Origin of the sequence: Streptococcus oralis (assembly GCF_001075675.1) — a bacterium.
GTDB lineage: Bacteria > Bacillota > Bacilli > Lactobacillales > Streptococcaceae > Streptococcus > Streptococcus oralis_V.
In genome coordinates, this window is the sequence record NZ_JUNW01000007.1 from 25,531 (window position 1) to 49,994 (window position 24,464).

The window sequence follows — 24,464 nt, forward strand, 5'->3', positions numbered from 1 at the left end:
ATCTTGTAAACCAGCATATAAGGAAAAAATATGAATACAAAAATACTAGAAACCTTAGAATTTAATAAAATCAAAGCCTTGTTTGAACCGCATCTCTTGACAGAACAAGGTCTAGAGGAGCTAAAAGGCTTGGTTCCAACTGCCAAGGTGGATAAGATCAAACAAGCCTTTACAGAGATGGAGGAAATGCAAGCCCTTTTTGTGGAGCAACCTCACTTTACCATCCTAGCGACGCGTGAGATATCAGCGGTTTGTAAGCGTCTGGAGATGGGAGCAGACCTCAATATCGAGGAGTTCCTGCTCCTCAAACGGGTCTTGCTGGCTAGCAGAGAGTTGCAAGGCTTTTATACCAATCTAGAAAACGTACGCTTGGAGCAGTTGGCGAGATGGTTTGAAAAACTACATGATTTTCCACACTTGCAAGGGAGTCTCCAAGCCCTAAATGATGCAGGATTTATCGAGAATTTTGCCAGCGAAGAACTAGCACGTATCCGTCGGAAAATCCATGATAGCGAGAGTCAGGTCCGAGATGTCTTGCAAGACTTGCTCAAGCAAAAAGCGCAGATGTTGTCGGAAGGGATTATCGCTAGTAGAAATGGCCGTCAAGTCTTACCAGTCAAGAACACCTATCGTAATAAGATTGCAGGTGTTGTCCATGACATCTCTGCTAGTGGTAATACGGTTTATATCGAGCCACGTGAGGTGGTCAAGCTGAGCGAAGAAATCGCTAGTCTGCGAGCTGACGAACGCTATGAGATGATTCGCATCCTACAGGAGCTCTCGGAACGCGTCCGCCCTCATGCGGCAGAGATTGCTAATGACGCATGGATTATCGGCCATCTAGACCTGATTCGTGCTAAGGTTCGCTTTATTCAAGAAAGACAAGCAGTCGTTCCTCAACTTTCAGAGAACCAAGAGATTCAGCTTCTTCATGTTCGCCATCCTTTGGTCAAAAATGCTGTCGCGAACGATATACACTTTGGTAAGGAATTAACGGCTATTGTCATTACAGGTCCCAATACTGGTGGGAAGACCATCATGCTCAAAACCTTGGGCTTGACCCAACTCATGGCCCAGTCAGGCTTGCCCATTTTAGCTGATAAGGGGAGCCGTGTTGGTATTTTCGAAGAAATCTTCGCAGATATTGGGGATGAGCAGTCTATCGAGCAAAGCTTGTCTACCTTCTCGAGCCACATGACCAATATCGTAGATATTCTTGGCAAGGTTAATCAGCACTCGCTCTTATTGCTAGATGAGCTTGGGGCAGGTACCGATCCGCAGGAAGGAGCAGCCCTTGCTATGGCTATTCTGGAGGATCTTCGTCTGCGTCAGGTCAAGACCATGGCGACGACCCACTATCCAGAACTCAAGGCTTATGGTATCGAGACAGCTTTTGTGCAAAATGCCAGCATGGAGTTTGATACAGCCAGCTTGCGTCCGACCTATCGCTTTATGCAGGGAGTTCCTGGCCGAAGCAATGCCTTTGAAATTGCCAAACGCCTAGGACTGTCAGATGTCATCGTAGGAGATGCCAGCCAGCAGGTCAATCAAGATAATGATGTCAATCGCATCATTGAACAATTAGAAGAGCAAACGCTTGAAAGCCGTAAACGCTTGGACAATATTCGTGAGGTGGAGCAAGAAAACCTCAAGATGAACCGAGCACTCAAAAAACTTTACAACGAACTCAATCGCGAGAAGGAAACTGAGCTCAACAAGGCGCGTGAACAAGCTGCTGAAATTGTGGAACTCGCTCTAAATGAGAGTGACCAGATTCTCAAGAACCTCCACAGTAAGTCTCAACTCAAACCCCACGAAATCATTGAAGCCAAGTCTAAACTGAAAAAACTAGCCCCTGAAAAAGTCGACTTGTCTAAAAACAAGGTCCTTCAAAAGGCCAAGAAAAAACGAGCTCCGAAGGTGGGGGATGATATTGTGGTCCTCAGTTATGGACAACGTGGAACCTTGACCAATCAGCTTAAGGACGGCCGTTGGGAAGCCCAAGTCGGTTTGATCAAGATGACCTTGGAAGAGAAAGAATTTGACCTTGTTCAGGCCCAGCAAGAAGCCCCAGTCAAGAAGAAACAAGTCAATGTCGTCAAACGTGCTTCTGATCGTGGTCCGCAAGCGAGACTGGATCTTCGTGGCAAACGGTACGAAGAGGCCATGAATGAGCTGGACGCCTTTATTGACCAAGCCCTGCTCAATAACATGGCGCAAGTCGACATCATCCATGGTATCGGAACAGGTGTCATCCGTGAAGGAGTCACCAAATACCTACAAAGAAACAAGCATGTTAAGACTTTCGGCTATGCTCCACAAAATGCTGGAGGCAGTGGCGCCACCATTGTGACCTTTAAAGGATAGAGAGAAGAAGGATTCACTCTTTCTGAAAAAAGAAGTGAAAAGTCAAAAAAATTCATAGAATATATTGACAAGGGCTAACTTTTCTTGTAGAATAATAAAAAATAAAATACCAACACCGAATGAAGTTTAATAGAAGTGGAGAAAGGTTTGTTTTCCATGACTGTAAATGGACGGAACTCTGGAGAGACCGTAAAGGCACCGAAGGGGCAAGGCAGGTAACTGCTCAAACTCTCAGGTAAAAGGACAGAGCTAGGATAGACCGCTTTTTGGCATTTATCTAAGCATTCCAGAGTACATGTATCTTGCATGTACTCTTTCTTTTGGGGTTGAAAGATAGGAGAAGGACATGTTAGAATTGCTTAAAGCGCTTGATGCTTTTGCTTGGGGGCCTCCCCTCTTGATCTTATTGGTCGGAACGGGTATCTATTTGACCATCCGACTGGGCCTTTTGCAGGTTACTCGTCTCCCTAAGGCCTTTCAGTTGATCTTTACCAAGGACCAGGGGCACGGCGATGTGTCGAGCTTTGCTGCTCTCTGTACGGCTCTAGCAGCCACAGTTGGTACGGGAAATATCATCGGGGTAGCGACAGCCATTAAGGTTGGAGGACCAGGGGCCCTCTTTTGGATGTGGATGGCGGCCTTCTTTGGGATGGCGACCAAATATGCCGAAGGATTGCTGGCCATCAAATACCGTACTAAGGATGCAAATGGAGCTGTAGCTGGAGGACCCATGCATTACATCCTTTTGGGGATGGGAGAAAAGTGGCGTCCACTTGCTATCTTCTTTGCCCTAGCGGGTGTATTGGTAGCCCTTCTAGGGATTGGTACCTTTACCCAAGTCAATTCGATTACAGAATCCATTCAAAATACAGCCCAAGTTAATCCAGCTATCACGGCTCTGATTTTATCCATTTTTGTAGGGATTGCTGTCTTTGGTGGCCTCAAATCCATATCAAAAGTTTCGACAGCAGTGGTTCCTTTTATGGCTATTGTTTATATTTTAGGAACTCTTACAGTTATTCTCTTTAATATCGAGAAGGTCCCAGCTACACTTGCCCTCATCTTTACTTCAGCCTTTAGTCCAGCTGCTGCAGTAGGTGGCTTTGCCGGTGCCAGCATTCGGATGGCTATCCAAAATGGTGTGGCGCGGGGAGTCTTCTCTAACGAATCTGGTCTTGGTTCTGCTCCCATTGCAGCGGCTGCAGCTAAGATAAATGAACCTGTCGAGCAAGGCTTGATTTCCATGACAGGAACCTTTATTGATACCCTCATTATCTGTACGTTGACTGGTTTAACAATCTTGGTAACTGGTGTTTGGAGTGGTGATTTGAATGGAGTTGCCTTGACCCAGTCAGCCTTTTCAACAGTTTTTTCACACTTTGGACCTGCCCTCTTGACCATCTTCCTTGTACTCTTTGCCTTTACGACGATTCTCGGATGGAACTATTACGGAGAGCGCTGTTTTGAGTTTCTCTTTGGTGTTCGTTTTATCTGGCTTTACCGTGTAGTCTTTGTAGTCATGGTCTTGTTGGGAGGATTTATCGAGTTGGATATGGTTTGGATTATCGCAGACATCGTCAATGCCTTGATGGCTTTACCAAACTTGATTGCCCTCTTGGTCTTGTCGCCAGTCGTTATTTCCGAAACCAGAAAGTATTTTAAACACTAACCCAATCACACTTTTAGTGTGATTTTTTTCATTTCATAGACATTTTCTATCAAGGCAATTGAAAATATATATTATCCAAGGGTGAAATTCTATGATAGACTAAATGACAATAAAATGAAAAGAGGTTTCTTATGACAACATTTACCATCCACACAGTAGAATCATCACCAGCAGAAGTGAAAGAAGTTCTTGAAACAGTACAAAAAGATAACAATGGCTATATTCCCAACCTAATCGGTCTCTTGGCCAATGCCCCAACCGCGCTTGAAGCCTACCGAACTGTCGGAGCCATCAACCGTCGCAACAGCCTGACACCAGTAGAGCGTGAAGTAGTGCAAATCACAGCTGCCGTAACCAATGGTTGTGCTTTCTGCGTCGCAGGTCACACAGCCTTTTCAATCAAACAAATCCAGATGAATGATGATCTTCTCCAAGCTCTCCGCAACCGCACTCCGATTGAAACAGATCCTAAATTGGACACCCTAGCTAAGTTTACCTTGGCGGTCATCAATACCAAAGGGCGTGTAGGAGATGAAGCCTTGGCTGAATTTTTGGAAGCTGGCTACACGCAACAAAATGCCTTGGACGTGGTTCTCGGTGTTAGTCTTGCCAGCCTCTGCAACTATGCCAACAACCTAGCCAATACGCCTATTAACCCAGAATTACAACCTTATGCATAGTTCGAATCAGAAAGAAAAAATGAAGACTGAGCAATCCAGTCTTCATTTTTCTATGCTATTTTAAGCGCTTTTATGCTATACTAATAATAACATGATTATTGGAGGCTCGGATGAAAAAGCTCCCCTTAGTATTCTCTGGCTGTTTATTAGGTTTAGCAGGTGCAGGAAATTTGATTGCAGATACTTTGCCTGTTCTGTCGCATTTATTGAGTCTGACTGGTTTAGTGTTGTGGATTTTCTTTCTGATTCTTCATCTTTTTAATTGGGAAGAAACCAAGAAAGAATTGACCAAGCCCCCTCTTTTATCTGGGATGGCCACCTTTCCCATGGCTGGGATGATTTTATCGACCTATGTCTTTCGCGTATTCCCTGCTCTTCCTATAGTAGCACAAGGGATCTGGTGGTTTTCATTTCTCTTGGATTTGGCTTTGATTGCTACTTTTACCATCAAATTTGCCTGTCCGGGTCGGAGGGTCAATGCGACTCCAAGTTGGACGGTACTCTATGTGGGAATAGCAGTAGCAGCCTTGACCTATCCCCTTGTCGGAATCATTGAAATTGCCTATGCAACCTTGATTTTTGGTTTTGTCTTGACCTTCTATCTCTATCCGCTTATTTATAGCGATTTAAAGAAACATCCACTCCCACTAGCCTTGCTTGGACAGGAAGGAATCTACTGTGCTCCCTTTTCCCTACTCTTGGCTTCCCTAGTTCGAGTTGGAGGAGCAGGCCTACCGACTTGGATCTTAATCGTCATGATTTTGGCATCTCAATCCTTCTTTTTCTTTGTTTTAACTCGCCTGCCCAATATTTTAAAACAAGGCTTTCAACCAGCCTTCTCAGCCCTCACCTTCCCAACCATTATCACAGCTACCTCGCTCAAGATGGCTCAGGGAATTTTGAAACTTCCATTTCTGGATTATCTGGTGTTTGCTGAAACTGTTATTTGCCTCACTATTTTATTCTTTGTCTTGGGTGCTTATCTGATTTGGTTACGAAAAAAGGTCTAGCTAGAAATAGCTAGGCCTTTTTTATGGTTTGATAACTTCAGCTCCACCCATATATGGACGAAGTGCTTCTGGAATGGTTACAGAACCATCTTCATTTTGGTAGTTTTCAAGAATGGCAGCAACCGTACGTCCAACTGCAAGTCCAGAACCATTCAAAGTGTGAAGGAGTTTCACCTTGCCATCTGCTTCATCACGGTAACGGATTTGGGCACGACGAGCTTGGAAATCTTCTGTATTTGAACAGCTTGAGATTTCACGATAGGTATTTTGTGCTGGAATCCAAACTTCCAAGTCATAAGTCTTGGCAGCTGAGAAGCCCATGTCCCCAGTAGAGAGGGCAACGACACGGTATGGAAGGTTGAGTTTTTGAAGGATGTTTTCAGCGTTGGCTGTCATTTTTTCCAATTCTTCGTAAGATTCTTCTGGTTTGGCAAATTTGACCATTTCAACCTTGTGGAATTGGTGCAGACGAATCAAGCCACGTGTATCACGACCTGCAGAACCAGCCTCAGAACGGAATGATGGACTCATAGCGGTGAAGTAGATTGGTAGGTCTTTTCCGTCGAGGATTTCATCACGGTAGTAGTTTGTAAGAGGCACTTCAGCTGTAGGAATGAGGACATAATTAGTGTCTTTCAATTCAAAAGTATCTTCCTTGAATTTTGGATATTGACCAGTACCGAACATAGAGTCGTGGTTAACTATGTAAGGTGTGATGACTTCTGTATAGCCTTCCTTGCCATGCTCATCCAACATAAAGTTGTAGATGGCACGTTCCAAACGAGCCCCGAGTCCTTTATAGAAGAGGAAACGAGCGCCCGTTACTTTTCCACCGCGTTCCCAGTCAAGGATACCAAGGTCTTCACCAAGATCCCAGTGAGCTTTTGGTTCGAAATCGAACTCGCGTGGAGTACCCCAGCGGCGAACTTCCACGTTGTCGTCTTCGTCAGCCCCAACAGGAACGCTGTCGGCAGGGATGTTTGGAAGAGTAGTGGTAAATTCTGTCAATTTAGCATCGATGTCTGCCAACTCAGCATCCAAGGCTTTGACTTCAGCAGATAGGGTTTGCATCGCAGCAATCTTATCATCGGCATTTTCCTTGTTGCGCTTAGCTTGGGCAATCTCAGCAGAAACTGTGTTACGTTTTGCTTTGAGCGTTTCAACCTTGACCAAGATATCACGACGTTTAGCATCGATTTCTTTCATCTCATTTAAGATAGCAGCATCTACACCACGTGTAGCTAATTTTTCAGCGACAGCATCAAAATCTGTGCGAATACGTTTAATATCTAACATAAGAACTCCTTTATGAAAAAAGCACACCTGACAAAGTGTTGGAGTGGCAGGGCCACGGTTCCATCCAACTTCACAGGTGTGCACTTGATTGAGTATTTAATTGTGAACAACGGTAGAATTTCACCTATCCCTCCTATCTGCTCGCAGCACCCGCAGACTTTCTGAAAGAAGGAGATAACTTACTTATCCGTTGCTATGATTATACTAAAGTTTCTACTTTTTTGCAAATAGATTTTTAAGTTTTTGTCCAATGGTCTGGAGTAGAGTCGGAAGTTTCACAACCTTGTCATTGCCAAGTTTTTCCCGAGCAATTTTGAGGATAGCTCCAGAGTCTTTTGAAGCAAAGAGGAATTTTCCTTGATCAGTGAAGACTTCAAAGTGGCGGCTGATTTTGCGACCACTTACGTTGGCTCCGATTTGCTGAATGCTGGACCAGGGGATTTGGATATATTGTTCGACATTGACATCAGGATAAAACTCTAAGGCTTGATCCCCAACTAGAAATTTTCCAACTTTTCCAGAGATAGAGAGGTAAGATGTTCCAGTGGTTTGGAGGTCAATGACTTGATTGAGTGATTGGGCCATGATTAGTCTTCCTTACTTTCACCGAAAAAGGCATGATAGAGAGCCTTGATTGCTGCTTTTTCTTGCTCTTTATTGACAACAAACATGATGGAAACTTCGCTTGAACCTTGTGACATCATCTGGATGTTGATTTTATTTTCAGACAAAGCACGTGTTGCAGTAGCAGTTACCCCGATATGGCTCTTCATCTTTTCTCCGACAATCATAATGATGGAAAGGTCATGTTCGATTTCAGCATGATCTACTTCAGCCTTTTGAACGAGTTGACGTAGAATTTCTTCTTCTTTGATAGGAGTTAATTCACGGGAGCGGAGGATGATTGAAAGATCGTCGATACCTGTAGGCATGTGTTCCCAACCGATATTGAGGTCCTCAAGGATTTGAAGAACCTTGCGACCAAAGCCGACTTCGCGATTCATGAGGTATTTAGACATGTTGATGCTGACGAATCCTGAGTCACCCGCAATCCCTACTACTGGGAATTTATCACTACTGTGTTCTAAAACAATGCGCGTACCTGGGTGGTCAGGGTTGTTGGTATTCTTGATGACAAGAGGAATTTTTCCTCGGTAGGCAGGAAGAAGGGCTTCGTCATGAAGAACTGAAAATCCAGCGTAAGCCAACTCACGCATTTCACGGTAGGTTAATTCAGGAATGGAGTGTGGTTGGTGGATAATACCAGGGTGGGCAGCAAAGATACCATCTACGTCTGTAAAGTTTTCATAGAGATCAGCCTTAACACCTGCTGCAATGATAGAACCTGTAATATCTGAACCTCCACGTGAAAAAGTACAGATTTGATTTTCCTTAGTCACACCAAAGAAACCAGGGATGACAAGGACTTCGTTGCTATCAGCCAAGCCTTCAATCTTGTCATAACTAGATGGAATGATACGTGCGTTTCCAGGTTCACTTGTGACAACAATTCCAGCTTCTCTTGGGTGAACATAGCGTGCATCAACACCGTTTTGGTTAAAGTAGGCTGCAATCAATTTGGCATTGTTATTTTCTCCAGCCGCTAGGAAGGTATCATAGAGAAATTCATTGTCCTCTATAGGAAGAGTTGCCAAGGCCCGAATACTTTTAGAGATTTTTTCTAAAACAGCAGGTTTTAACCCTAGTTCACTAACCATAGCGGCATAACGGTCAATGATCCAGCTTTGGCTAGCACTGATGTCATTTCCAGCCACATAGTCGCGATAGTATTTAATCAAAGCATCAGTTACCTTGGTATCTTCAGCATTGCGTTTGCCGGGTGCAGAAACGACTACAAAACGGCGTTCTTTATCACTTTTAACGATGTTTAAAACTTTTTCTAACTGACCAGCAGAGGCAAGCGAGCTTCCGCCAAATTTTACAACCTTCATAAGGACTCCTCAAGTAAGTATTTTATACGATTATAGCAGAAAGAGGGGCATTTTTCAATGAAGAAAATAACTTCCTATTATAATAGAAGAAAACACTAACTTATTCTGAAAAGCGATAACGATTTAAAAGTAAGAGTGTCAAATTTTACTCACACTCATAAATGATGGGTAAATAATCAGCTGAGACACTTTCCTTTAGTTTTTTCCTTGCCTCTTTATCCAAAAAAAGGTATACTTTGATGATAAAACAATTTTATTACCTTACAAAAGAAAAGGAGAAGCTATGAATCATATCTTATATCAGATCGTAGATGATCTTGCTATCATTACTTTGAATCGTCCCGAAGTGGCAAATGGTTTCCATATCCCAATGTGTGAGGAGATTTTAGAAGCTTTGACTCTAGCAGAGCAGGATCAAGCTGTTCAGTTCATCTTGATAAACGCTAATGGGAAGGTCTTTTCAGTTGGGGGAGACTTGGTTGAGATGAAACGCGCAGTAGACGAAGATGATATCCCTTCTTTGAATAAGATTGCAGAATTAGTCAATACAATTTCTTTTAAAATCAAGCAAATTCCAAAACCTGTTTTGATGGAGGTAGATGGAGCGGTTGCTGGTGCCGCAGCAAATATGGCAGTAGCAGTTGATTTTTGCTTGGCGACTGATAAGGCAAAATTCATCCAAGCTTTTGTTGGAGTTGGATTGGCGCCGGACGCTGGTGGGATTCATCTCTTGAGTCGTAGTATCGGGGTAACACGAGCTGCACAACTTGCCATGACAGGAGAAGCCTTAACCGCGGAAAAAGCGCTAGAATGGGGCGTGGTTTACCGTGTTTGTGAAGCTGATAAATTAGAAAAAACAAGAGAACAAGTTCTGAAAAAATTAAGACGAGGTTCAGCAAACTCATACGCAGCGATTAAAAAGTTAGTTTGGGAAAGTCAATTTAAAGATTGGCAAGATTATGCCGAATTGGAATTGAAACTACAAGAATCGTTATCTTTAACTGAAGATTTTAAAGAAGGAGTTCGAGCGCATTCTGAAAGAAGAAGACCGAAATTTACAGGAATGTAAAAAAATACTTGCACAATTTTTTGAAGTTTGATATACTTCTTTTATCAAATGCTTTGATTGTGAAAGTTTTTTAGAAGGAGGGAAACGATTTGGACTACCAACAAGTAAATGATTATCTAACATCTATTTTCAATAACGTCCTTGTGATTGAGGAGGTTAGCTTACGAGGTAGTCGATTCAAAGACATCTCCATCAAAGAAATGCACACGATTGATGTGATTGGGAAGTTCCCTGAGGCGACGCCTAGTAAGGTTTCCAAAGAACTGATGGTGACCTTGGGAACAGTTACGACGAGCTTGAATAACCTAGAAAGAAAGGGTTACATTGAGCGTATTCGTTCTGACCAAGACCGTCGTGTGGTCTATCTGCATTTGACAAAGAAAGGTCGTTTGCTTCACCGCCTTCACAAACGATTCCACAAGGCTATGGTCGAAAAAATTATTGATGGCATGAGTCCCGAGGAAAAAGAGGTCATGGGCAGAGGCTTAACGAACCTTTATCAATTTTTGGAGGATTTGAAATAATGGCTTTTGCAAAGATAAGCCAGGTTGCTCATTATGTTCCAGAGCAAGTGGTCACTAATCATGACTTAGCCCAAATCATGGATACAAGCGATGAGTGGATTTCAAGTCGGACAGGAATTAAACAGAGACATATCTCAAAAACAGAGTCTACAAGTGACTTGGCGACAGAAGTTGCCAAGAGTTTGCTGGCTAAAGGGAGCTTAACAGCAGATCAGATTGATTTTATCATTGTAGCGACGATTACTCCCGACTCGATGATGCCTTCTACGGCGGCTCGGGTTCAGGCAAATATCGGAGCTCATAGAGCTTTCGCCTTTGATTTGACAGCAGCTTGCAGTGGCTTTGTATTCGCTCTCTCGACTGCAGAAAAGTTTTTAAGTTCTGGACAGTTCAAAAAAGGGATTGTTATCGGGGCTGAGACCTTATCTAAGGCAGTTGATTGGTCAGATCGTTCGACAGCTGTTCTCTTTGGGGATGGTGCTGGTGGGGTTCTCTTGGAAGCGAGCGAAATACGTCACTTCCTTGTGGAAAGTCTCTATACAGATGGCTCTCGGAGCGAGTGTTTGACCTATGGTCAAACGGCTTTGGCTTCTCCTTTCTCAGATCAAGAAGCAGTTCCTGCTTTTTTGAAGATGGATGGACGAGCAGTTTTTGATTTTGCAAATCGTGATGTTGCTAGATCAATCAAAGAAACCATTGAAAATGGTCCAATCGCAGCATCGGAATTGGATTATCTCTTGCTTCATCAGGCAAATATCCGCATTTTGGATAAGATGGCTAAGAAGATCGGCGTAGACCGAGACAAACTTCCTGCCAATATGATGGAGTATGGAAATACCAGTGCAGCAAGTATCCCGATTTTGCTCTCAGAGTGTGTGGAGAATGGCATGATTCGTTTAGATGGTAGCCAGACGATTCTCCTATCAGGCTTCGGTGGAGGTTTGACATGGGGCACACTCATTCTTACAATCTAGGTAATCATGTGGTAAACACATAGTTATAAATTTTTTATATTTTAAAGGAGTCCTATCATGGCAGTATTTGAAAAAGTACAAGAAATTATCGTTGAAGAACTTGGGAAAGACGCATCAGAAGTAACACTTGAATCTACTTTTGATGATTTGGATGCAGATTCATTGGACTTGTTCCAAGTAATCTCTGAAATCGAAGATGCTTTTGATATCCAAATCGAAGCAGAAGATAACTTGAAAACAGTTGGTGACTTGGTTGCCTACGTTGAAGAGCAAACAAAATAATTAACATATTACTAGAAGGAGTAGGGGAAACCCACTCCCTCTTGTTTAGGTAATAGTTTGAAACTCAAATGATAAACTCATCGAACTATTACGTAAGCAAGGAATGATGGAGGCACTATGAAAACACGTATTACAGAATTATTGAACATTGATTATCCAATTTTTCAAGGAGGAATGGCCTGGGTTGCAGATGGTGACTTGGCTGGTGCAGTATCAAAAGCTGGTGGTTTAGGAATCATCGGTGGTGGGAATGCACCTAAAGAGGTCGTAAAGGCTAATATCGATAAAATCAAATCACTTACGGACAAACCTTTTGGTGTCAACATCATGCTCTTGTCACCTTTTGTAGAAGACATCGTTGATCTCGTGATTGAAGAAGGGGTCAAGGTGGTTACAACTGGTGCAGGAAATCCAAGTAAATACATGACTCGTTTCCATGATGCAGGAATTACAGTTATTCCTGTTGTTCCAAGTGTTGCTTTGGCAAAACGTATGGAAAAAATTGGTGCAGATGCAGTTATTGCAGAGGGAATGGAAGCCGGTGGACATATTGGTAAATTAACAACCATGACCTTGGTTCGCCAAGTTGCTGCAGCTGTTTCAATTCCGGTTATCGCAGCTGGAGGAATTGCGGACGGTGAAGGTGTCGCTGCAGGCTTTATGCTTGGTGCAGAGGCTGTTCAAGTTGGTACGCGTTTCGTAGTAGCCAAGGAATCTAACGCCCATCCAAAATACAAGGAAAAAATCTTAAAAGCGCGTGATATAGATACGACTATTTCAGCTCAACATTTTGGTCATGCTGTTCGCGCCATTAAAAATCAGTTGACACGTGACTTTGAACAGGCTGAAAAGGATGCCTTTAAACAAGAAGATCCAGATTTAGAAATCTTTGAGCAAATGGGAGCTGGTGCTCTTGCTAAAGCCGTTGTTCATGGAGATGTAGAAGGTGGATCCGTCATGGCAGGTCAGATCGCTGGTTTGGTTTCTAAAGAGGAAACTGTCGAAGAAATCCTAAAAGATCTATACTATGGCGCTGCCAAAAAAATTCAAGAAGAAGCCTCTCGTTGGGCAGGAGTTGTAAGAAATGACTAAAACAGCCTTTCTATTTGCCGGTCAAGGTGCTCAATATCTTGGGATGGGACGAGACCTCTATGAACACTATCCTATTGTCAAGGAAACCATTGATCAAGCTAGTCAAGTACTGGGTTATGACCTTCGTGACTTGATTGATAAGGAAGAAACAAAGTTAAACCAGACTCGTTATACACAGCCAGCTATTTTGGCGACCTCGGTTTCTATTTACCGACTATTGAAAGAAAAGGGTTATCAGCCGGATATGGTAGCAGGATTGTCTCTTGGTGAATATTCTGCTCTTGTAGCAAGCGGTGCCTTGGACTTTGAAGAGGCAGTTGCCTTGGTTGCTAAGCGCGGGGCTTATATGGAAGAGGCGGCGCCTGCTGGTTCAGGCAAGATGGTAGCCGTCCTCAATACTCCAGTAGATGTGATAGAGGAAGCTTGCAAAACTGCTTCTGAAGTCGGTATAGTCACTCCAGCTAACTACAATACTCCAAGCCAAATCGTCATTGGTGGTGAAGTGGCTGCAGTTGACCGTGCGGTCCAACTCTTGCAGGAAGCAGGAGCCAAACGATTGATTCCTTTAAATGTATCTGGTCCTTTCCATACAGCTCTTCTTGAGCCAGCCAGTCAGCAACTAGCTGGAGCTCTTGAAGGAGTGAGTTTCTCTGACTTTACTTGCCCACTAGTCGGCAATACGGAAGCTGCTGTTATGGAAAAAGGTCGAATCCAAGAGCTTTTGACGCGTCAGGTCAAAGAACCTGTTCGTTTTTATGAAAGTATTGCTGTGATGCAGGATGCTGGGGTAACCAACTTTATTGAAATTGGTCCTGGTAAGGTCCTATCAGGTTTTGTCAAAAAAATCGATAAAACAGCTCAGCTAGCTAACGTTGAAGACCAAGCAAGCTTGGATGCTTTGTTAGGAAACTAATGATTCCTTCTCCCACAAAATACAACAGGAAATAGGAGAAATAGAATGCAACTTACAAACAAAAATGTCTTTGTAACAGGTTCAAGTCGTGGTATCGGACTTGCCATTGCTCACAAATTTGCCCAACTAGGCGCTAATGTAGTTTTGAATAGTCGAGGAGCAATCTCAGAAGAATTGCTGGCTGAGTTTTCAAACTACGGCGTCAAAGTAGTACCGATTTCAGGTGATGTTTCAGACTTTGCAGATGCCAAGCGTATGGTAGATCAAGCGATTGCAGAACTCGGTTCTGTCGATGTCTTGGTCAACAATGCAGGGATTACTCAGGATACGCTCATGCTTAAGATGACCGAGGAAGACTTTGAAAAAGTGATTAAGATCAACTTGACAGGTGCCTTTAACATGACTCAAGCAGTCTTGAAACAGATGATCAAGGCACGTGAAGGTGCGATTATCAATATGTCGAGTGTGGTCGGTTTGATGGGAAATATCGGACAAGCCAACTATGCAGCTTCTAAAGCGGGTTTGATTGGGTTTACCAAGTCAGTAGCACGTGAAGTTGCCAATCGTAATGTGCGCGTAAATGCTCTTGCACCAGGAATGATCGAGTCAGATATGACAGCTGTTTTGTCTGATAAGGTCAAGGAAGCGACATTGGCACAAATCCCAATGAAACAGTTTGGTCAAGCAGAACATATCGCAGATGCTACAGTGTTCCTGGCTGGACAGGATTATTTGACTGGACAAGTTCTCGCTGTTGATGGCGGACTTAGCATGTAAAAAATAAGGAAAGATATAGGTAAGACAGATGAAACTAAATCGAGTTGTAGTAACAGGTTACGGATTGACCTCTCCTATCGGAAATACTCCAGAAGAATTTTGGAACAGTTTGCAAACTGGAAAAATTGGAATTGGAGAAATTACTAAATTTGACCACAGCGAATTTGCTGTGCACAATGCAGCAGAAGTCCAAGATTTCCCATTTGATAAATACTTTGTCAAAAAAGATACCAACCGTTTTGACAACTATTCTTTGTATGCCTTGTATGCAGCTCAAGAAGCGGTGACAAATGCAAATCTTGATGTAGAAGCAATTGATAAAGATCGCTTTGGTGTTATCGTGGCTTCTGGTATTGGGGGAATTAAAGAAATCGAAGATCAGGTTATCCGTCTTCATGAAAAAGGTCCAAAACGCGTTAAACCAATGACACTTCCAAAAGCCTTGCCAAATATGGCTTCAGGAAATGTTGCTATGCGCTTCGGAGCAAACGGTATCTGTAAATCAATCAATACAGCCTGTGCCTCATCAAACGATGCCATTGGGGATGCCTTCCGCTCTATCAAGTTTGGTTTCCAAGATGTCATGCTAGTTGGTGGATCAGAATCATCAATCACTCCATTTGCCATCGCTGGTTTCCAAGCTTTGACAGCTCTATCAACTACAGAAGATCCAACTCGTGCTTCTATTCCATTTGACAAAGATCGTAACGGATTTGTGATGGGAGAAGGTTCAGGAATGTTAGTTCTTGAAAGCCTTGAACATGCTGAAAAACGTGGTGCAACTATCTTGGCTGAAGTAGTTGGCTATGGTAATACCTGTGATGCTTACCATATGACTTCACCTCATCCAGAGGGTCAAGGCGCGATTAAGGCTATGAAGTTGGCTTTGGAAGAAGCAGAAATTTCTCCAGAGCAAGTGGCTTATGTCAATGCCCACGGAACTTCAACTCCTGCTAATGAAAAAGGAGAAAGTGGTGCGATCGTCGCTGTTCTTGGTAAAGAAGTACCTGTATCTTCAACCAAGTCCTTTACAGGACACTTGCTTGGTGCTGCAGGGGCAGTAGAAGCCATCGCTACAATTGAAGCCATGCGTCATAACTATGTACCAATGACAGCTGGAACAAGTGAGTTATCAGACTATATCGAAGCGAATGTCGTTTATGGACAAGGCTTGGAGCAAGAAATCCCTTATGCTATTTCAAACACTTTTGGTTTTGGTGGACACAATGCGGTTCTTGCTTTCAAACGTTGGGAGAATAAATAATTATGAATTTAAATGAGATCAAGGACTTGATGGCTCAATTTGACCAATCAAGTTTGAGAGAATTTTCTTATAAAAACGGAGCGGACGAATTGCAGTTCAGTAAGAATGAAGCAAGAATGGCTTCTGAAGCTCCAGCTCAAGTTGTTCCAGCACCAACTGCAGTAGCGGCAAGTCCAGTAGTTTCTACCCCTTTAACTCCAGTAGAGAGTGCAGTGGAAGAAGCTCCAGTACCAGCTGAAACGACGGTTGCTCCGGAGGGTGATGTTGTTGAAAGCCCACTTGTAGGGGTGGCTTACTTGGCCGCTGGACCAGATAAACCTGCCTTTGTCACAGTCGGAGACAGTGTCAAAAAAGGTCAAACTTTGGTGATCATCGAAGCCATGAAAGTCATGAATGAGATTCCAGCGCCTAAGGATGGTGTGGTGACAGAAATTCTCGTTTCAAATGAAGAAATGGTTGAGTTCGGTAAAGGATTGGTACGTATCAAATGATCGATATTCAAGGAATCAAAGAAGCTCTACCCCATCGCTACCCCATGCTCCTAGTGGATCGTGTCTTGGAAGTGAGCGAAGATACCATTGTTGCCATTAAAAATGTGACCATCAACGAACCTTTCTTCAATGGTCATTTTCCACAATACCCAGTCATGCCAGGTGTTCTTATCATGGAAGCCTTGGCTCAGACTGCTGGTGTCTTGGAATTGTCCAAACCTGAAAACAAAGGGAAGCTGGTCTTCTATGCTGGCATGGACAAGGTTAAGTTCAAGAAGCAAGTTGTACCAGGTGACCAATTAGTTATGACGGCTACTTTTGTTAAACGTCGTGGTACGATTGCTGTGGTTGAAGCAAAGGCTGAAGTAGATGGTAAGCTTGCAGCGAGTGGTACTCTTACCTTTGCAATTGGAAACTAAGGAGGATCTCCATGTTTCGTAAAATTTTGATTGCCAACCGTGGTGAGATTGCGGTTCGCATTATTCGAGCTGCGCGTGAATTGGGCATTGCGACCGTGGCAGTTTATTCAACTGCTGATAAGGAAGCCCTTCACACACTCCTAGCGGATGAAGCTATCTGTATCGGACCTGGTAAGGCGACAGAATCTTATCTCAATATCAATGCAATTTTGTCTGCTGCAGTCTTGACAGAAGCAGAAGCCATCCATCCAGGTTTTGGATTTCTTAGTGAAAACTCCAAATTTGCCACGATGTGTGATGAAGTAGGGATTAAGTTCATCGGCCCTTCTGGTGCTGTGATGGATACCATGGGAGATAAGATCAATGCGCGTGAGCAAATGATCAAGGCTGGGGTTCCAGTTATTCCAGGATCTGATGGTGAAGTTCACACGGCTGAAGAGGCGCTTGCAGTTGCAGAAAAAATTGGCTATCCAGTCATGCTTAAGGCATCGGCAGGTGGTGGTGGAAAAGGGATTCGTAAGGTTGAAAAGGCAGAAGACTTGGTCGCAGCCTTTGAGACAGCATCCAGTGAAGCTAAGGCCAATTTTGGAAATGGCGCTATGTATCTTGAGCGTGTGATTTATCCAGCTCGTCATATCGAAGTTCAGATTCTTGCAGATCAAGAGGGTCATGTTGTCCATCTTGGTGAACGGGATTGTTCACTCCAACGGAATAACCAAAAGGTCTTAGAAGAAAGCCCATCCATTGCGATTGGCAAAACCCTTCGTAATGAAATTGGTGCTGCAGCCGTTCGTGCAGCAGAGTCTGTAGGCTATGAAAATGCAGGGACGATTGAATTTCTTCTCGATGAAGCGAGTGGCAATTTCTACTTCATGGAAATGAATACTCGTGTGCAAGTTGAACACCCAGTCACAGAGTTTGTTTCAGGTGTTGATATCGTGAAGGAGCAGATTCGCATTGCTGCCGGGCAACCTTTACCTTTCAAACAAGAAGATATCGTCCTACGAGGTCATGCTATCGAGTGCCGGATCAATGCAGAAAATCCAGCATTTAACTTTGCTCCAAGCCCAGGTAAAATTACCAATCTCTATCTTCCAAGTGGAGGAGTTGGATTGCGTGTAGACTCTGCAGTCTATCCAGGGTATACCATTCCCCCCTACTATGATAGTATGATTGCCAAAATCATTGTTCATGGGGAGAATCGTTTTGATGCCTTAATGAAGATGCAACGGGCACTTTATGAACTTGATATTGAAGGAGTGCAAACCAATGCAGACTTCCAGTTGGATCTGATTTCAGACCGCCGAGTTATCGCTGGTGACTACGATACTTCCTTCTTGATGGAAACTTTCTTGCCAAAATACCAAGAAAAAGAATAGACTTTCAAATAGTATGAGAACTAAAAGGGGGAGTTATGGCTCTATTTAGTAAAAAGGATAAGTATATTCGGATCAATCCTAACCGTTCCGTAAGGCAGAAACCACAAGCCAAGCCTGAGGTGCCGGATGAACTCTTCTCCCAGTGTCCTGGTTGTAAACACACCATTTACCAAAAGGATCTTGGGAGCGAACGAATTTGTCCCCATTGTAGCTATACTTTCCGTATTTCAGCTCAGGAACGCTTGGATTTGACGATTGATTCTGACACCTTTGTGGAGATGTTTACGGGTATTGAAACTCAAGATCCATTAAACTTTCCTGGCTACCAGAAAAAACTAGCTAGTATGCGTGAAAAGACAGGTTTGGATGAAGCAGTACTGACTGGTACAGCTAGCATCAAGGGACAAAAAGTTGCCCTTGGGATCATGGATTCAAACTTTATCATGGCTTCTATGGGAACCGTTGTGGGTGAAAAAATCACGCGCTTGTTTGAGTATGCAACGGTAGAAAACTTGCCAGTCGTTCTCTTCACAGCTTCTGGTGGAGCCCGTATGCAAGAAGGAATCATGAGCTTGATGCAGATGGCTAAGATTTCTGCGGCAGTTCAACGTCATTCCAAGGCAGGACTTTTTTACCTAACTATTTTAACCGATCCGACAACAGGTGGGGTGACCGCTTCTTTTGCTATGGAAGGGGATATTATCCTAGCGGAGCCACAGAGTTTGGTTGGTTTTGCTGGACGTCGTGTTATCGAAAATACAGTTCGTGAGACCTTGCCGGATGACTTCCAAAAGGCAGAATTTCTGCTTGAACATGGATTTGTTGATGCAATTGTCAAACGGAGAGAATTGCCTGAAACAATTGCTAAATTAGTAAGATTGCATGGAGGAAGTCGCGGATGAATATTGCAAAAATAGTCAGAGAGGCACGCGAGCAGAGTCGTTTGACCGCACTTGATTTTGCCAATGGAATCTTTGACGAGTTTATCGAATTGCATGGAGATCGCTCTTTTCGTGATGATGGTGCGGTCATCGGTGGAATTGGTTGGTTAGGTGACCAAGCAGTAACTGTAGTTGGTATCCAAAAGGGAAAAAGTCTTCATGATAACCTCAAACGAAATTTTGGGCAACCTCATCCAGAAGGCTATCGTAAGGCCTTGCGCCTGATGAAACAGGCAGAAAAGTTCGGCCGTCCAGTTGTGACTTTTATCAATACGGCGGGTGCTTACCCAGGTGTTGGTGCCGAGGAACGTGGACAAGGTGAAGCAATTGCCCGAAACCTGATGGAAATGAGTGACCTCAAGGTTCCAATCATTGCGATTATTATCGGTGAAGGAGGATCTGGTGGGGCCCTAGCTCTAGCCGTAGCTAACCGTGTCTGGATGTTAGAAAACTCAATCTATGCCGTACTCAGTCCAGAAGGATTTGCCTCTATCCTTTGGAAGGATGGAAGTCGTGCTATGGAAGCAGCGGAGTTGATGAAAATCACTTCACATGAACTTCTAGAAATGGGAATCGTAGACAAGGTGATCTCAGAAGCAGGGCTGTCAAGTAAAGAACTGCTAGGTTGCGTTAAAAATGAATTGCGTGCAGAACTAGATAGGTTGCAAGAACTACCACTCGATCAACTTATCGAAGAACGTTACCAACGCTTTAGAAAATACTAAGAAAATTTAAAAGCTAGAACATTTTGTTCTAGCTATTTTGATAATAGAGCATGGATAAACATGAATACTCTAGATAAATAAGAAAAACAAATCAATAGTATATCCTCTATATTCCCCTAATAGAGAGTTTACCATTAGGAGAGAAAGAATGAAAAAGACAATACATTTAGGAATCTGTATGATTTTAATGTTCCTGTACATTTATTTAACGCCATTAGGAGCCATAACTCTAGCTAGGATCTTCGGTTTAGGAATGGACAGCTATATAATCTTCCTAGTTGGAGAAGTGTTGCTTATTTTCTTTTTATTCGTTTTGTGGTTGAAAAAGAAGAAGATGCTCTTTATCTTTGAGAAAAAGAGTTGGCGCTGGTCTTATCTCGCTTTCCTAGTGGCTTGTTTTCTTATCTATTCTTTTTTAAATGGATTTAGAATGCAGAATATTCGATTGATTGACCATAGTTTTATTTTCCAAGACCTTCTTTCAGAACTTTACTTAAACGGAAGAGAAACGACTCTATCAAGTCTTGTATTTTTAATCTTTAACATTTCGATTGTACCTGTTGTTGAGGAGACAATCTATAGAGGTTATTTTATGAATACCTTCTTTCCGAAGTCGGAGTTTTATTTGGATGTGATTTTGTCTTCTTTCATCTTCGGGCTCAGTCACTTGGTTCTATCTCATCGTGACCCCATCAGTCTCCTAATGTATAGTATTCTCGGTCTTCTATTTGCAATCGCTTATCGAGTTACGGGTAGTCTTCGATTTACCATTGTTTGTCATAGTTTCTATAATGCGATTCCTTATGCTCCGTCGCTCTTATTTTATATCTATTATTTGATTTTTAGATAGTAGGAAGTAAAGAAAAAGTGTTTGATACTTGTCAAACACTTTTTCTAATTTGATGGGAAGATAGAGAAATCTCTTTTATCAATTTCTTATTTTTCAATGAGTAAAGCTACTATTTAGGGTGAAAAATTGACAGTTGAGGAGATAGGCTATAAAATAGACAAAAAGATGTATACTGTAGATGTAAGCTTACAAAAATTTATTTTAGGGAGCTACTTTATAGGACAGGTACAGAAACATTTACAGTTCTTTCATCTGAGGACTTAGAGCAAGTTTCAGGTGGTGGCATGATTTGGTTAGTTGATGATAGACATTGGAATTCGCCATATGCATATAGTTTAGCGACAGAATGGAGTACAATACTGAATCATGCGACTAGACGTGGTTCTGGTATTGCCTATTGATAAATTAAAGGTGTAAGTATGAAAAAACTAGGGCATTTGGGAGTCTATACATCACTGGTATTTCTATCGGTTTATCTACCAGAGTTAGGAATTATGCATCTAACTAAGTTTTTAGGATGGGGGATAGATGGCTATTCTATCTTTTTAATAGTTGAAGTAATAGCTCTTTTGCTATTATTTATCTACTGGCTAAAAAAGAAAGAGATGCTCTATATTTTTGAAAAAAAGGGCTCGAAGAAGTCAAGATTCTTATACCTTGTAGTTGGTCTAGTGGCTACTTATTTTGATCGTCAATTGGTGGATGCTTTTCAGTTACAGTTTCATCACCTAATTGATAACAAGTATATCTTTCAAGACCTTCTTTCGATTCTATACTCCAATGGGCAACCAACTTTTCTATCAACTGTTCTCAGTTTTAGTTTAACAGTAGTCGTCGCACCTATATTAGAGGAACTGATTCATAGAGGGTACTTTATGAATACCTTCTTTCCCCAGTCCAAGTACTATCTGGATGTTATCCTATCTGCTCTTATCTTTGGACTTAGTCATTTGATCCTAACTCACCGAGATCCTATCAGTTTGATTATTTATAGTTTAGGCGGTCTTTTCTATGCCCTTGTCTACCGTTGGACAAAGAACTTAACAATCACCATCCTGTGCCATAGTTTTTTCAACTTTCTTATTTATGCAAAACCCATCTGGATTTTTGTTTATAATTATGTCTATTACCACTTTTTTAGATAGTGGAGACAAAGAAAAAAGTGTTTGACAATTATCAAACACTTTTTTCTATTTACTGTTCTTCTGTTACAAACTGGCTGAGCAGTCCGTTGATAAAACGGGCAGATTTTTGATCTGAGAAGTCCTTTGAAAGCTCGATAGCTTCATTGACAGCAACCAACTGTGGGGTGTCGAATGAAGTGATTTCAAAGACTCCCAAGCGAAGGAGGTTTCTCTCCACGAGTGTTAAACGCTCGATGGTCCAACCTGCTTTTAAATGCTGTGTGATTTGCTTGTCTAGTTCTTCCTTTTTAGCCTGAACACCAGAAACTATCTCTGTCAAAAAGGCTGGAAGTTGCACATCCGTATCTTCACGATCATGAGTATAGGCGAAACGACAAGCAGTTTCGACATCCGTACCGAATTCAAGACTCATGAGAGCTTGAAAAGCGCATTTACGGAGTTGGCGTCTAGATTCTAATAGTGGACTAGTCATTGAGGAAGTCCTCGTCAAATAGATCTTTCAATTCTGGTTTTGGTGTTTTATCTGGAACGATACCTGCAACGTGAATATTGATAGCAGCGAGTTCTACATCAGCCATATTGCGGACTGCATCTTTGACAGCTTTCTGGATCGCAACAGCTACCTTAGGAACTTTTACTCCGTACTCAAGGTAGAGATAGATATCTGCTGTGAGCTCTTCGTCCACGTTTTTAAGATAAACACCACGGCCAAGAGAAAGTTTTGAAAGGGTGTCAGACACTGATTTGTTTGAAAAAGAGTGTACACCCTCTACTTTTGCAGTAGCAATAGCAATGATTTTTTCAAGTACACGTGGGGCGATAACGATTTCGCCAAGTTGTTCTTCAATTCCCATAGAATGACCTCTTTCTAGAGATTAGGCACGAGAAACGTAAGTTCCTTCTGCAGTGTTGATAACGAGTTTTTGTCCTGCTTCGATGAAGTCTGGAACGTTTACGACAAGTCCAGTTTCCATCGTTGCTGGTTTACCAGAACCTGTAACAGTAGCACCTTTGATAGATGGTTGAGTTTCTGCAACTGTCAATTCGACAGTAGTAGGAACGGTGACACCAATCACTTCAGTTCCGTAGAATTGGATCTTCACTTCTGAGTTTTCAAGGATGTAAAGCAACTCGTTTTCAACATTGACTACAGGAATTTCGTATTGGTCGTAAGTTTCTGTATTCATGAAGTAGGCTGTGTCATCCATTTTGTACAAGTATTGAGCTGGGACAGTCTCGATGATAGCTTGTTCAAATTTTTCCTCTGGACGGTAGCTTGTGTCAAATGTAGAACCAGTACGGACATCACGCAATTTCATACGCATGATTGTGTTTCCTTTACCTGGTTTGTGGTGGCTAGCTTCCAAAACGCGGATCAATTTTCCGTCAGCTGTTTCAAAGGTCATACCAGCCTTTAATTTACTTGCTTCAATCATGTTTTTACCTCTTTAATAAATAATTTACTCTTTATTGTACCATAAAAGACAACATTACTCAAATGTCAGAAGGTGCTTAATTAGTTGACTGGTACGATATTTCCATCTTCGTCTTTAGTAACGAGGACGTATTTTCCATCGACTTCGATGTAAAAATTCTTGCTGGCAGTTTGCTCAGTGTTTTGAGCCGGTGCTTGATTTTGAACTTGTTGGCTTAGTTGACCACCGAGAGTCTGGCCAAGATTCATACCCATAAACATGTTCATCCCATTGCCATTCCCTTCGTTGGCAGCTGCAGCAATAAGCGCTTCGTTACGAGCACGGCGTTCTTCGATTTCAATCGTGTTGTACTTCATAGCAGCGAGCTCACTATCAAGTTTGCGAACAATGGCAAGACTTTCTTGGTCGTAGCTGAGGTCCTCAAGCAAGATATTAGTTGCTTCAATCCCGTAGAGACCTGTCCAAACCTTGTTGACCTCTTGTTTAGCGAGTTCGTTAAAGGTATCTTGATTAGCATTGAGGCTATAGATATCAACCTTGTTTTCGTTGGTGTATTTGGCAATGGCAATCGCAATTTTTGGTGCGATATTTTGACGGAGCGTTCCTTGAGCTACATCCTGGAGAGTGAATGGCTGTCCGTCAGTAATTTGACGGCTAACAGAACTCACGTAGAAGAGGACTGGGTCTGCTATTTTTACATCAAACAAGCCATAGAAACGGATGTTGAGCAGTTGTTGGTAACGTTCGCTGAAGTATTCGACCGCATTTTGTGTGCCGAACTTATTACCTGCAATAGGTTGCATGCGAATAAAGATAATTTCCTGTTGGGTGATGACTTGTCCACCAAAAGAGAAACGGTTTTTAAAGTTTTCCCAAGTGCCTTTTAAACCACCTTTTTCAAGGAGCCAGGCGTTATCACCAGCTTGCCATTCGTGGCTACCAGCTTCGAGGACTTCACCAAGGAAGGTACCATTGTTTACCAAAACAGCGGTATAACCTTGGGGAACGATAACCACACTGCCATCTGACAAAAGTCCAGTATTTTGATTGCTGTGACGAGAACGTCCATCTGGGTCTTTTGTGAGTAATTGTCCCTTGATGGCTAAAGCATCGCCAGAGACATTGTCTGGAAGGACAATGGCTTCCTTGAATTTGCTATCATTAAAACTATTTAAGCCTGCTGATAAGGCTGCACGTATAAATCCCATA

At 42.6% G+C, this 24,464-nt stretch carries 26 protein-coding genes and 1 riboswitch; of the genes, 19 read left to right on the forward strand and 7 right to left on the reverse strand.

The genetic code is table 11. From position 1 onward, the window contains the following. Window positions 1-30: 30 nt before the first annotated feature. The 4 genes from ADM50_RS01310 to ADM50_RS01325 all read left to right on the forward strand — a co-directional run bounded on the left by ADM50_RS01310 (window position 31) and on the right by ADM50_RS01325 (window position 5,726). Window positions 31-2,367: an endonuclease MutS2 gene (locus ADM50_RS01310; protein ID WP_049484263.1), complete on the forward strand. Its 2,337-nt coding sequence runs from the start codon at window positions 31-33 to the stop codon at window positions 2,365-2,367. A 168-nt stretch (window positions 2,368-2,535) separates the two neighbouring features. Next, window positions 2,536-2,624: riboswitch (glycine riboswitch) on the forward strand. Window positions 2,625-2,713: 89 nt separating this feature from the next. Further along, entirely contained in the window at window positions 2,714-4,036 is a 1,323-nt protein-coding gene (locus ADM50_RS01315; RefSeq protein ID WP_049484264.1) for an alanine/glycine:cation symporter family protein, read from the forward strand. A gap of 131 nt (window positions 4,037-4,167) precedes the next feature. Then, entirely contained in the window at window positions 4,168-4,716 is a 549-nt protein-coding gene (locus tag ADM50_RS01320) for a carboxymuconolactone decarboxylase family protein (protein ID WP_049484265.1), read from the forward strand. 110 nt (window positions 4,717-4,826) lie between these two features. Then, window positions 4,827-5,726 carry a TDT family transporter gene (locus ADM50_RS01325; protein ID WP_049484266.1) on the forward strand — a complete coding sequence of 300 codons (900 nt, stop codon included), beginning with the start codon at window positions 4,827-4,829 and terminating at the stop codon, window positions 5,724-5,726. A 21-nt stretch (window positions 5,727-5,747) separates the two neighbouring features. On the opposite strand, the gene serS is transcribed toward ADM50_RS01325, so the two are convergent. The 3 genes from serS to ADM50_RS01340 all read right to left on the reverse strand — a co-directional run bounded on the left by serS (window position 5,748) and on the right by ADM50_RS01340 (window position 8,974). After that, a complete protein-coding gene (gene serS, locus ADM50_RS01330) occupies window positions 5,748-7,022 on the reverse strand; it encodes a serine--tRNA ligase (protein ID WP_049484267.1) in 1,275 nt (424 codons plus the stop codon). Between the two features lie 213 nt (window positions 7,023-7,235). After that, window positions 7,236-7,607 carry a DUF956 family protein gene (locus ADM50_RS01335; RefSeq protein ID WP_000079379.1) on the reverse strand — a complete coding sequence of 124 codons (372 nt, stop codon included), beginning with the start codon at window positions 7,605-7,607 and terminating at the stop codon, window positions 7,236-7,238. Window positions 7,608-7,609: 2 nt separating this feature from the next. Next, window positions 7,610-8,974 carry an aspartate kinase gene (locus ADM50_RS01340; RefSeq protein WP_049484268.1) on the reverse strand — a complete coding sequence of 455 codons (1,365 nt, stop codon included), beginning with the start codon at window positions 8,972-8,974 and terminating at the stop codon, window positions 7,610-7,612. A gap of 283 nt (window positions 8,975-9,257) precedes the next feature. Here ADM50_RS01340 and ADM50_RS01345 point away from each other — a divergent pair, with 283 nt between their 5' ends. From ADM50_RS01345 to ADM50_RS01420, 15 genes are all read left to right on the forward strand, one after another. Further along, entirely contained in the window at window positions 9,258-10,043 is a 786-nt protein-coding gene (locus tag ADM50_RS01345; RefSeq protein WP_049484269.1) for an enoyl-CoA hydratase, read from the forward strand. 89 nt (window positions 10,044-10,132) lie between these two features. Beyond that, complete coding sequence (fabT, locus tag ADM50_RS01350; RefSeq protein WP_049484270.1) at window positions 10,133-10,567, forward strand: fatty acid biosynthesis transcriptional regulator FabT; 435 nt, start codon at window positions 10,133-10,135, stop codon at window positions 10,565-10,567. After that, window positions 10,567-11,541, forward strand: a complete 975-nt coding sequence (locus ADM50_RS01355; protein WP_042902827.1) for a beta-ketoacyl-ACP synthase III — start codon at window positions 10,567-10,569, stop codon at window positions 11,539-11,541. Before fabT ends, ADM50_RS01355 begins: the two co-directional genes overlap by 1 nt. 57 nt (window positions 11,542-11,598) lie before the next feature. Beyond that, a complete protein-coding gene (locus ADM50_RS01360; RefSeq protein WP_000257840.1) occupies window positions 11,599-11,823 on the forward strand; it encodes an acyl carrier protein in 225 nt (74 codons plus the stop codon). A gap of 117 nt (window positions 11,824-11,940) precedes the next feature. After that, a complete protein-coding gene (gene fabK / locus ADM50_RS01365; protein WP_000857451.1) occupies window positions 11,941-12,915 on the forward strand; it encodes an enoyl-[acyl-carrier-protein] reductase FabK in 975 nt (324 codons plus the stop codon). Beyond that, on the forward strand, window positions 12,908-13,828 hold the full coding sequence (fabD, locus tag ADM50_RS01370) for an ACP S-malonyltransferase (protein WP_000167654.1): 921 nt from the start codon (window positions 12,908-12,910) through the stop codon (window positions 13,826-13,828). Before fabK ends, fabD begins: the two co-directional genes overlap by 8 nt. A 45-nt stretch (window positions 13,829-13,873) precedes the next feature. After that, entirely contained in the window at window positions 13,874-14,605 is a 732-nt protein-coding gene (gene fabG / locus ADM50_RS01375) for a 3-oxoacyl-[acyl-carrier-protein] reductase (protein ID WP_049484271.1), read from the forward strand. A gap of 28 nt (window positions 14,606-14,633) precedes the next feature. Then, window positions 14,634-15,869: a beta-ketoacyl-ACP synthase II gene (gene fabF, locus ADM50_RS01380; protein WP_000774052.1), complete on the forward strand. Its 1,236-nt coding sequence runs from the start codon at window positions 14,634-14,636 to the stop codon at window positions 15,867-15,869. 2 nt (window positions 15,870-15,871) lie between these two features. Then, a complete protein-coding gene (gene accB / locus ADM50_RS01385) occupies window positions 15,872-16,360 on the forward strand; it encodes an acetyl-CoA carboxylase biotin carboxyl carrier protein (RefSeq protein WP_049484272.1) in 489 nt (162 codons plus the stop codon). Further along, window positions 16,357-16,779, forward strand: a complete 423-nt coding sequence (gene fabZ / locus ADM50_RS01390; protein ID WP_000565515.1) for a 3-hydroxyacyl-ACP dehydratase FabZ — start codon at window positions 16,357-16,359, stop codon at window positions 16,777-16,779. Before accB ends, fabZ begins: the two co-directional genes overlap by 4 nt. An 11-nt stretch (window positions 16,780-16,790) precedes the next feature. After that, complete coding sequence (accC, locus tag ADM50_RS01395; protein WP_000488665.1) at window positions 16,791-18,158, forward strand: acetyl-CoA carboxylase biotin carboxylase subunit; 1,368 nt, start codon at window positions 16,791-16,793, stop codon at window positions 18,156-18,158. A 35-nt stretch (window positions 18,159-18,193) separates the two neighbouring features. After that, window positions 18,194-19,060, forward strand: coding sequence for an acetyl-CoA carboxylase, carboxyltransferase subunit beta (gene accD / locus ADM50_RS01400; RefSeq protein ID WP_001173376.1), 867 nt, complete (start codon window positions 18,194-18,196; stop codon window positions 19,058-19,060). Further along, a complete protein-coding gene (locus ADM50_RS01405; RefSeq protein WP_001017372.1) occupies window positions 19,057-19,824 on the forward strand; it encodes an acetyl-CoA carboxylase carboxyl transferase subunit alpha in 768 nt (255 codons plus the stop codon). The genes accD and ADM50_RS01405 overlap by 4 nt, the downstream gene beginning before the upstream one ends. A 148-nt stretch (window positions 19,825-19,972) precedes the next feature. Then, a complete protein-coding gene (locus tag ADM50_RS01410; RefSeq protein ID WP_049484273.1) occupies window positions 19,973-20,674 on the forward strand; it encodes a CPBP family intramembrane glutamic endopeptidase in 702 nt (233 codons plus the stop codon). A gap of 419 nt (window positions 20,675-21,093) precedes the next feature. Beyond that, window positions 21,094-21,819 (forward strand): CPBP family intramembrane glutamic endopeptidase, encoded by a 726-nt coding sequence (locus ADM50_RS01420; protein ID WP_049484275.1) that lies wholly within the window; start codon window positions 21,094-21,096, stop codon window positions 21,817-21,819. Between the two features lie 49 nt (window positions 21,820-21,868). Here the strand turns inward: ADM50_RS01420 and nusB are convergent, their stop codons facing one another. The 4 genes from nusB to ADM50_RS01440 form a co-directional block, all read right to left on the reverse strand. Continuing rightward, a complete protein-coding gene (gene nusB / locus ADM50_RS01425; protein WP_049484276.1) occupies window positions 21,869-22,291 on the reverse strand; it encodes a transcription antitermination factor NusB in 423 nt (140 codons plus the stop codon). After that, window positions 22,284-22,673 carry an Asp23/Gls24 family envelope stress response protein gene (locus ADM50_RS01430; RefSeq protein ID WP_000510584.1) on the reverse strand — a complete coding sequence of 130 codons (390 nt, stop codon included), beginning with the start codon at window positions 22,671-22,673 and terminating at the stop codon, window positions 22,284-22,286. Before ADM50_RS01430 ends, nusB begins: the two co-directional genes overlap by 8 nt. Window positions 22,674-22,694: 21 nt before the next feature. Then, window positions 22,695-23,255, reverse strand: coding sequence for an elongation factor P (efp, locus tag ADM50_RS01435; protein WP_000568642.1), 561 nt, complete (start codon window positions 23,253-23,255; stop codon window positions 22,695-22,697). A gap of 80 nt (window positions 23,256-23,335) precedes the next feature. Continuing rightward, complete coding sequence (locus ADM50_RS01440; RefSeq protein ID WP_049484277.1) at window positions 23,336-24,463, reverse strand: SPFH domain-containing protein; 1,128 nt, start codon at window positions 24,461-24,463, stop codon at window positions 23,336-23,338. Window position 24,464 lies beyond the last annotated feature (1 nt).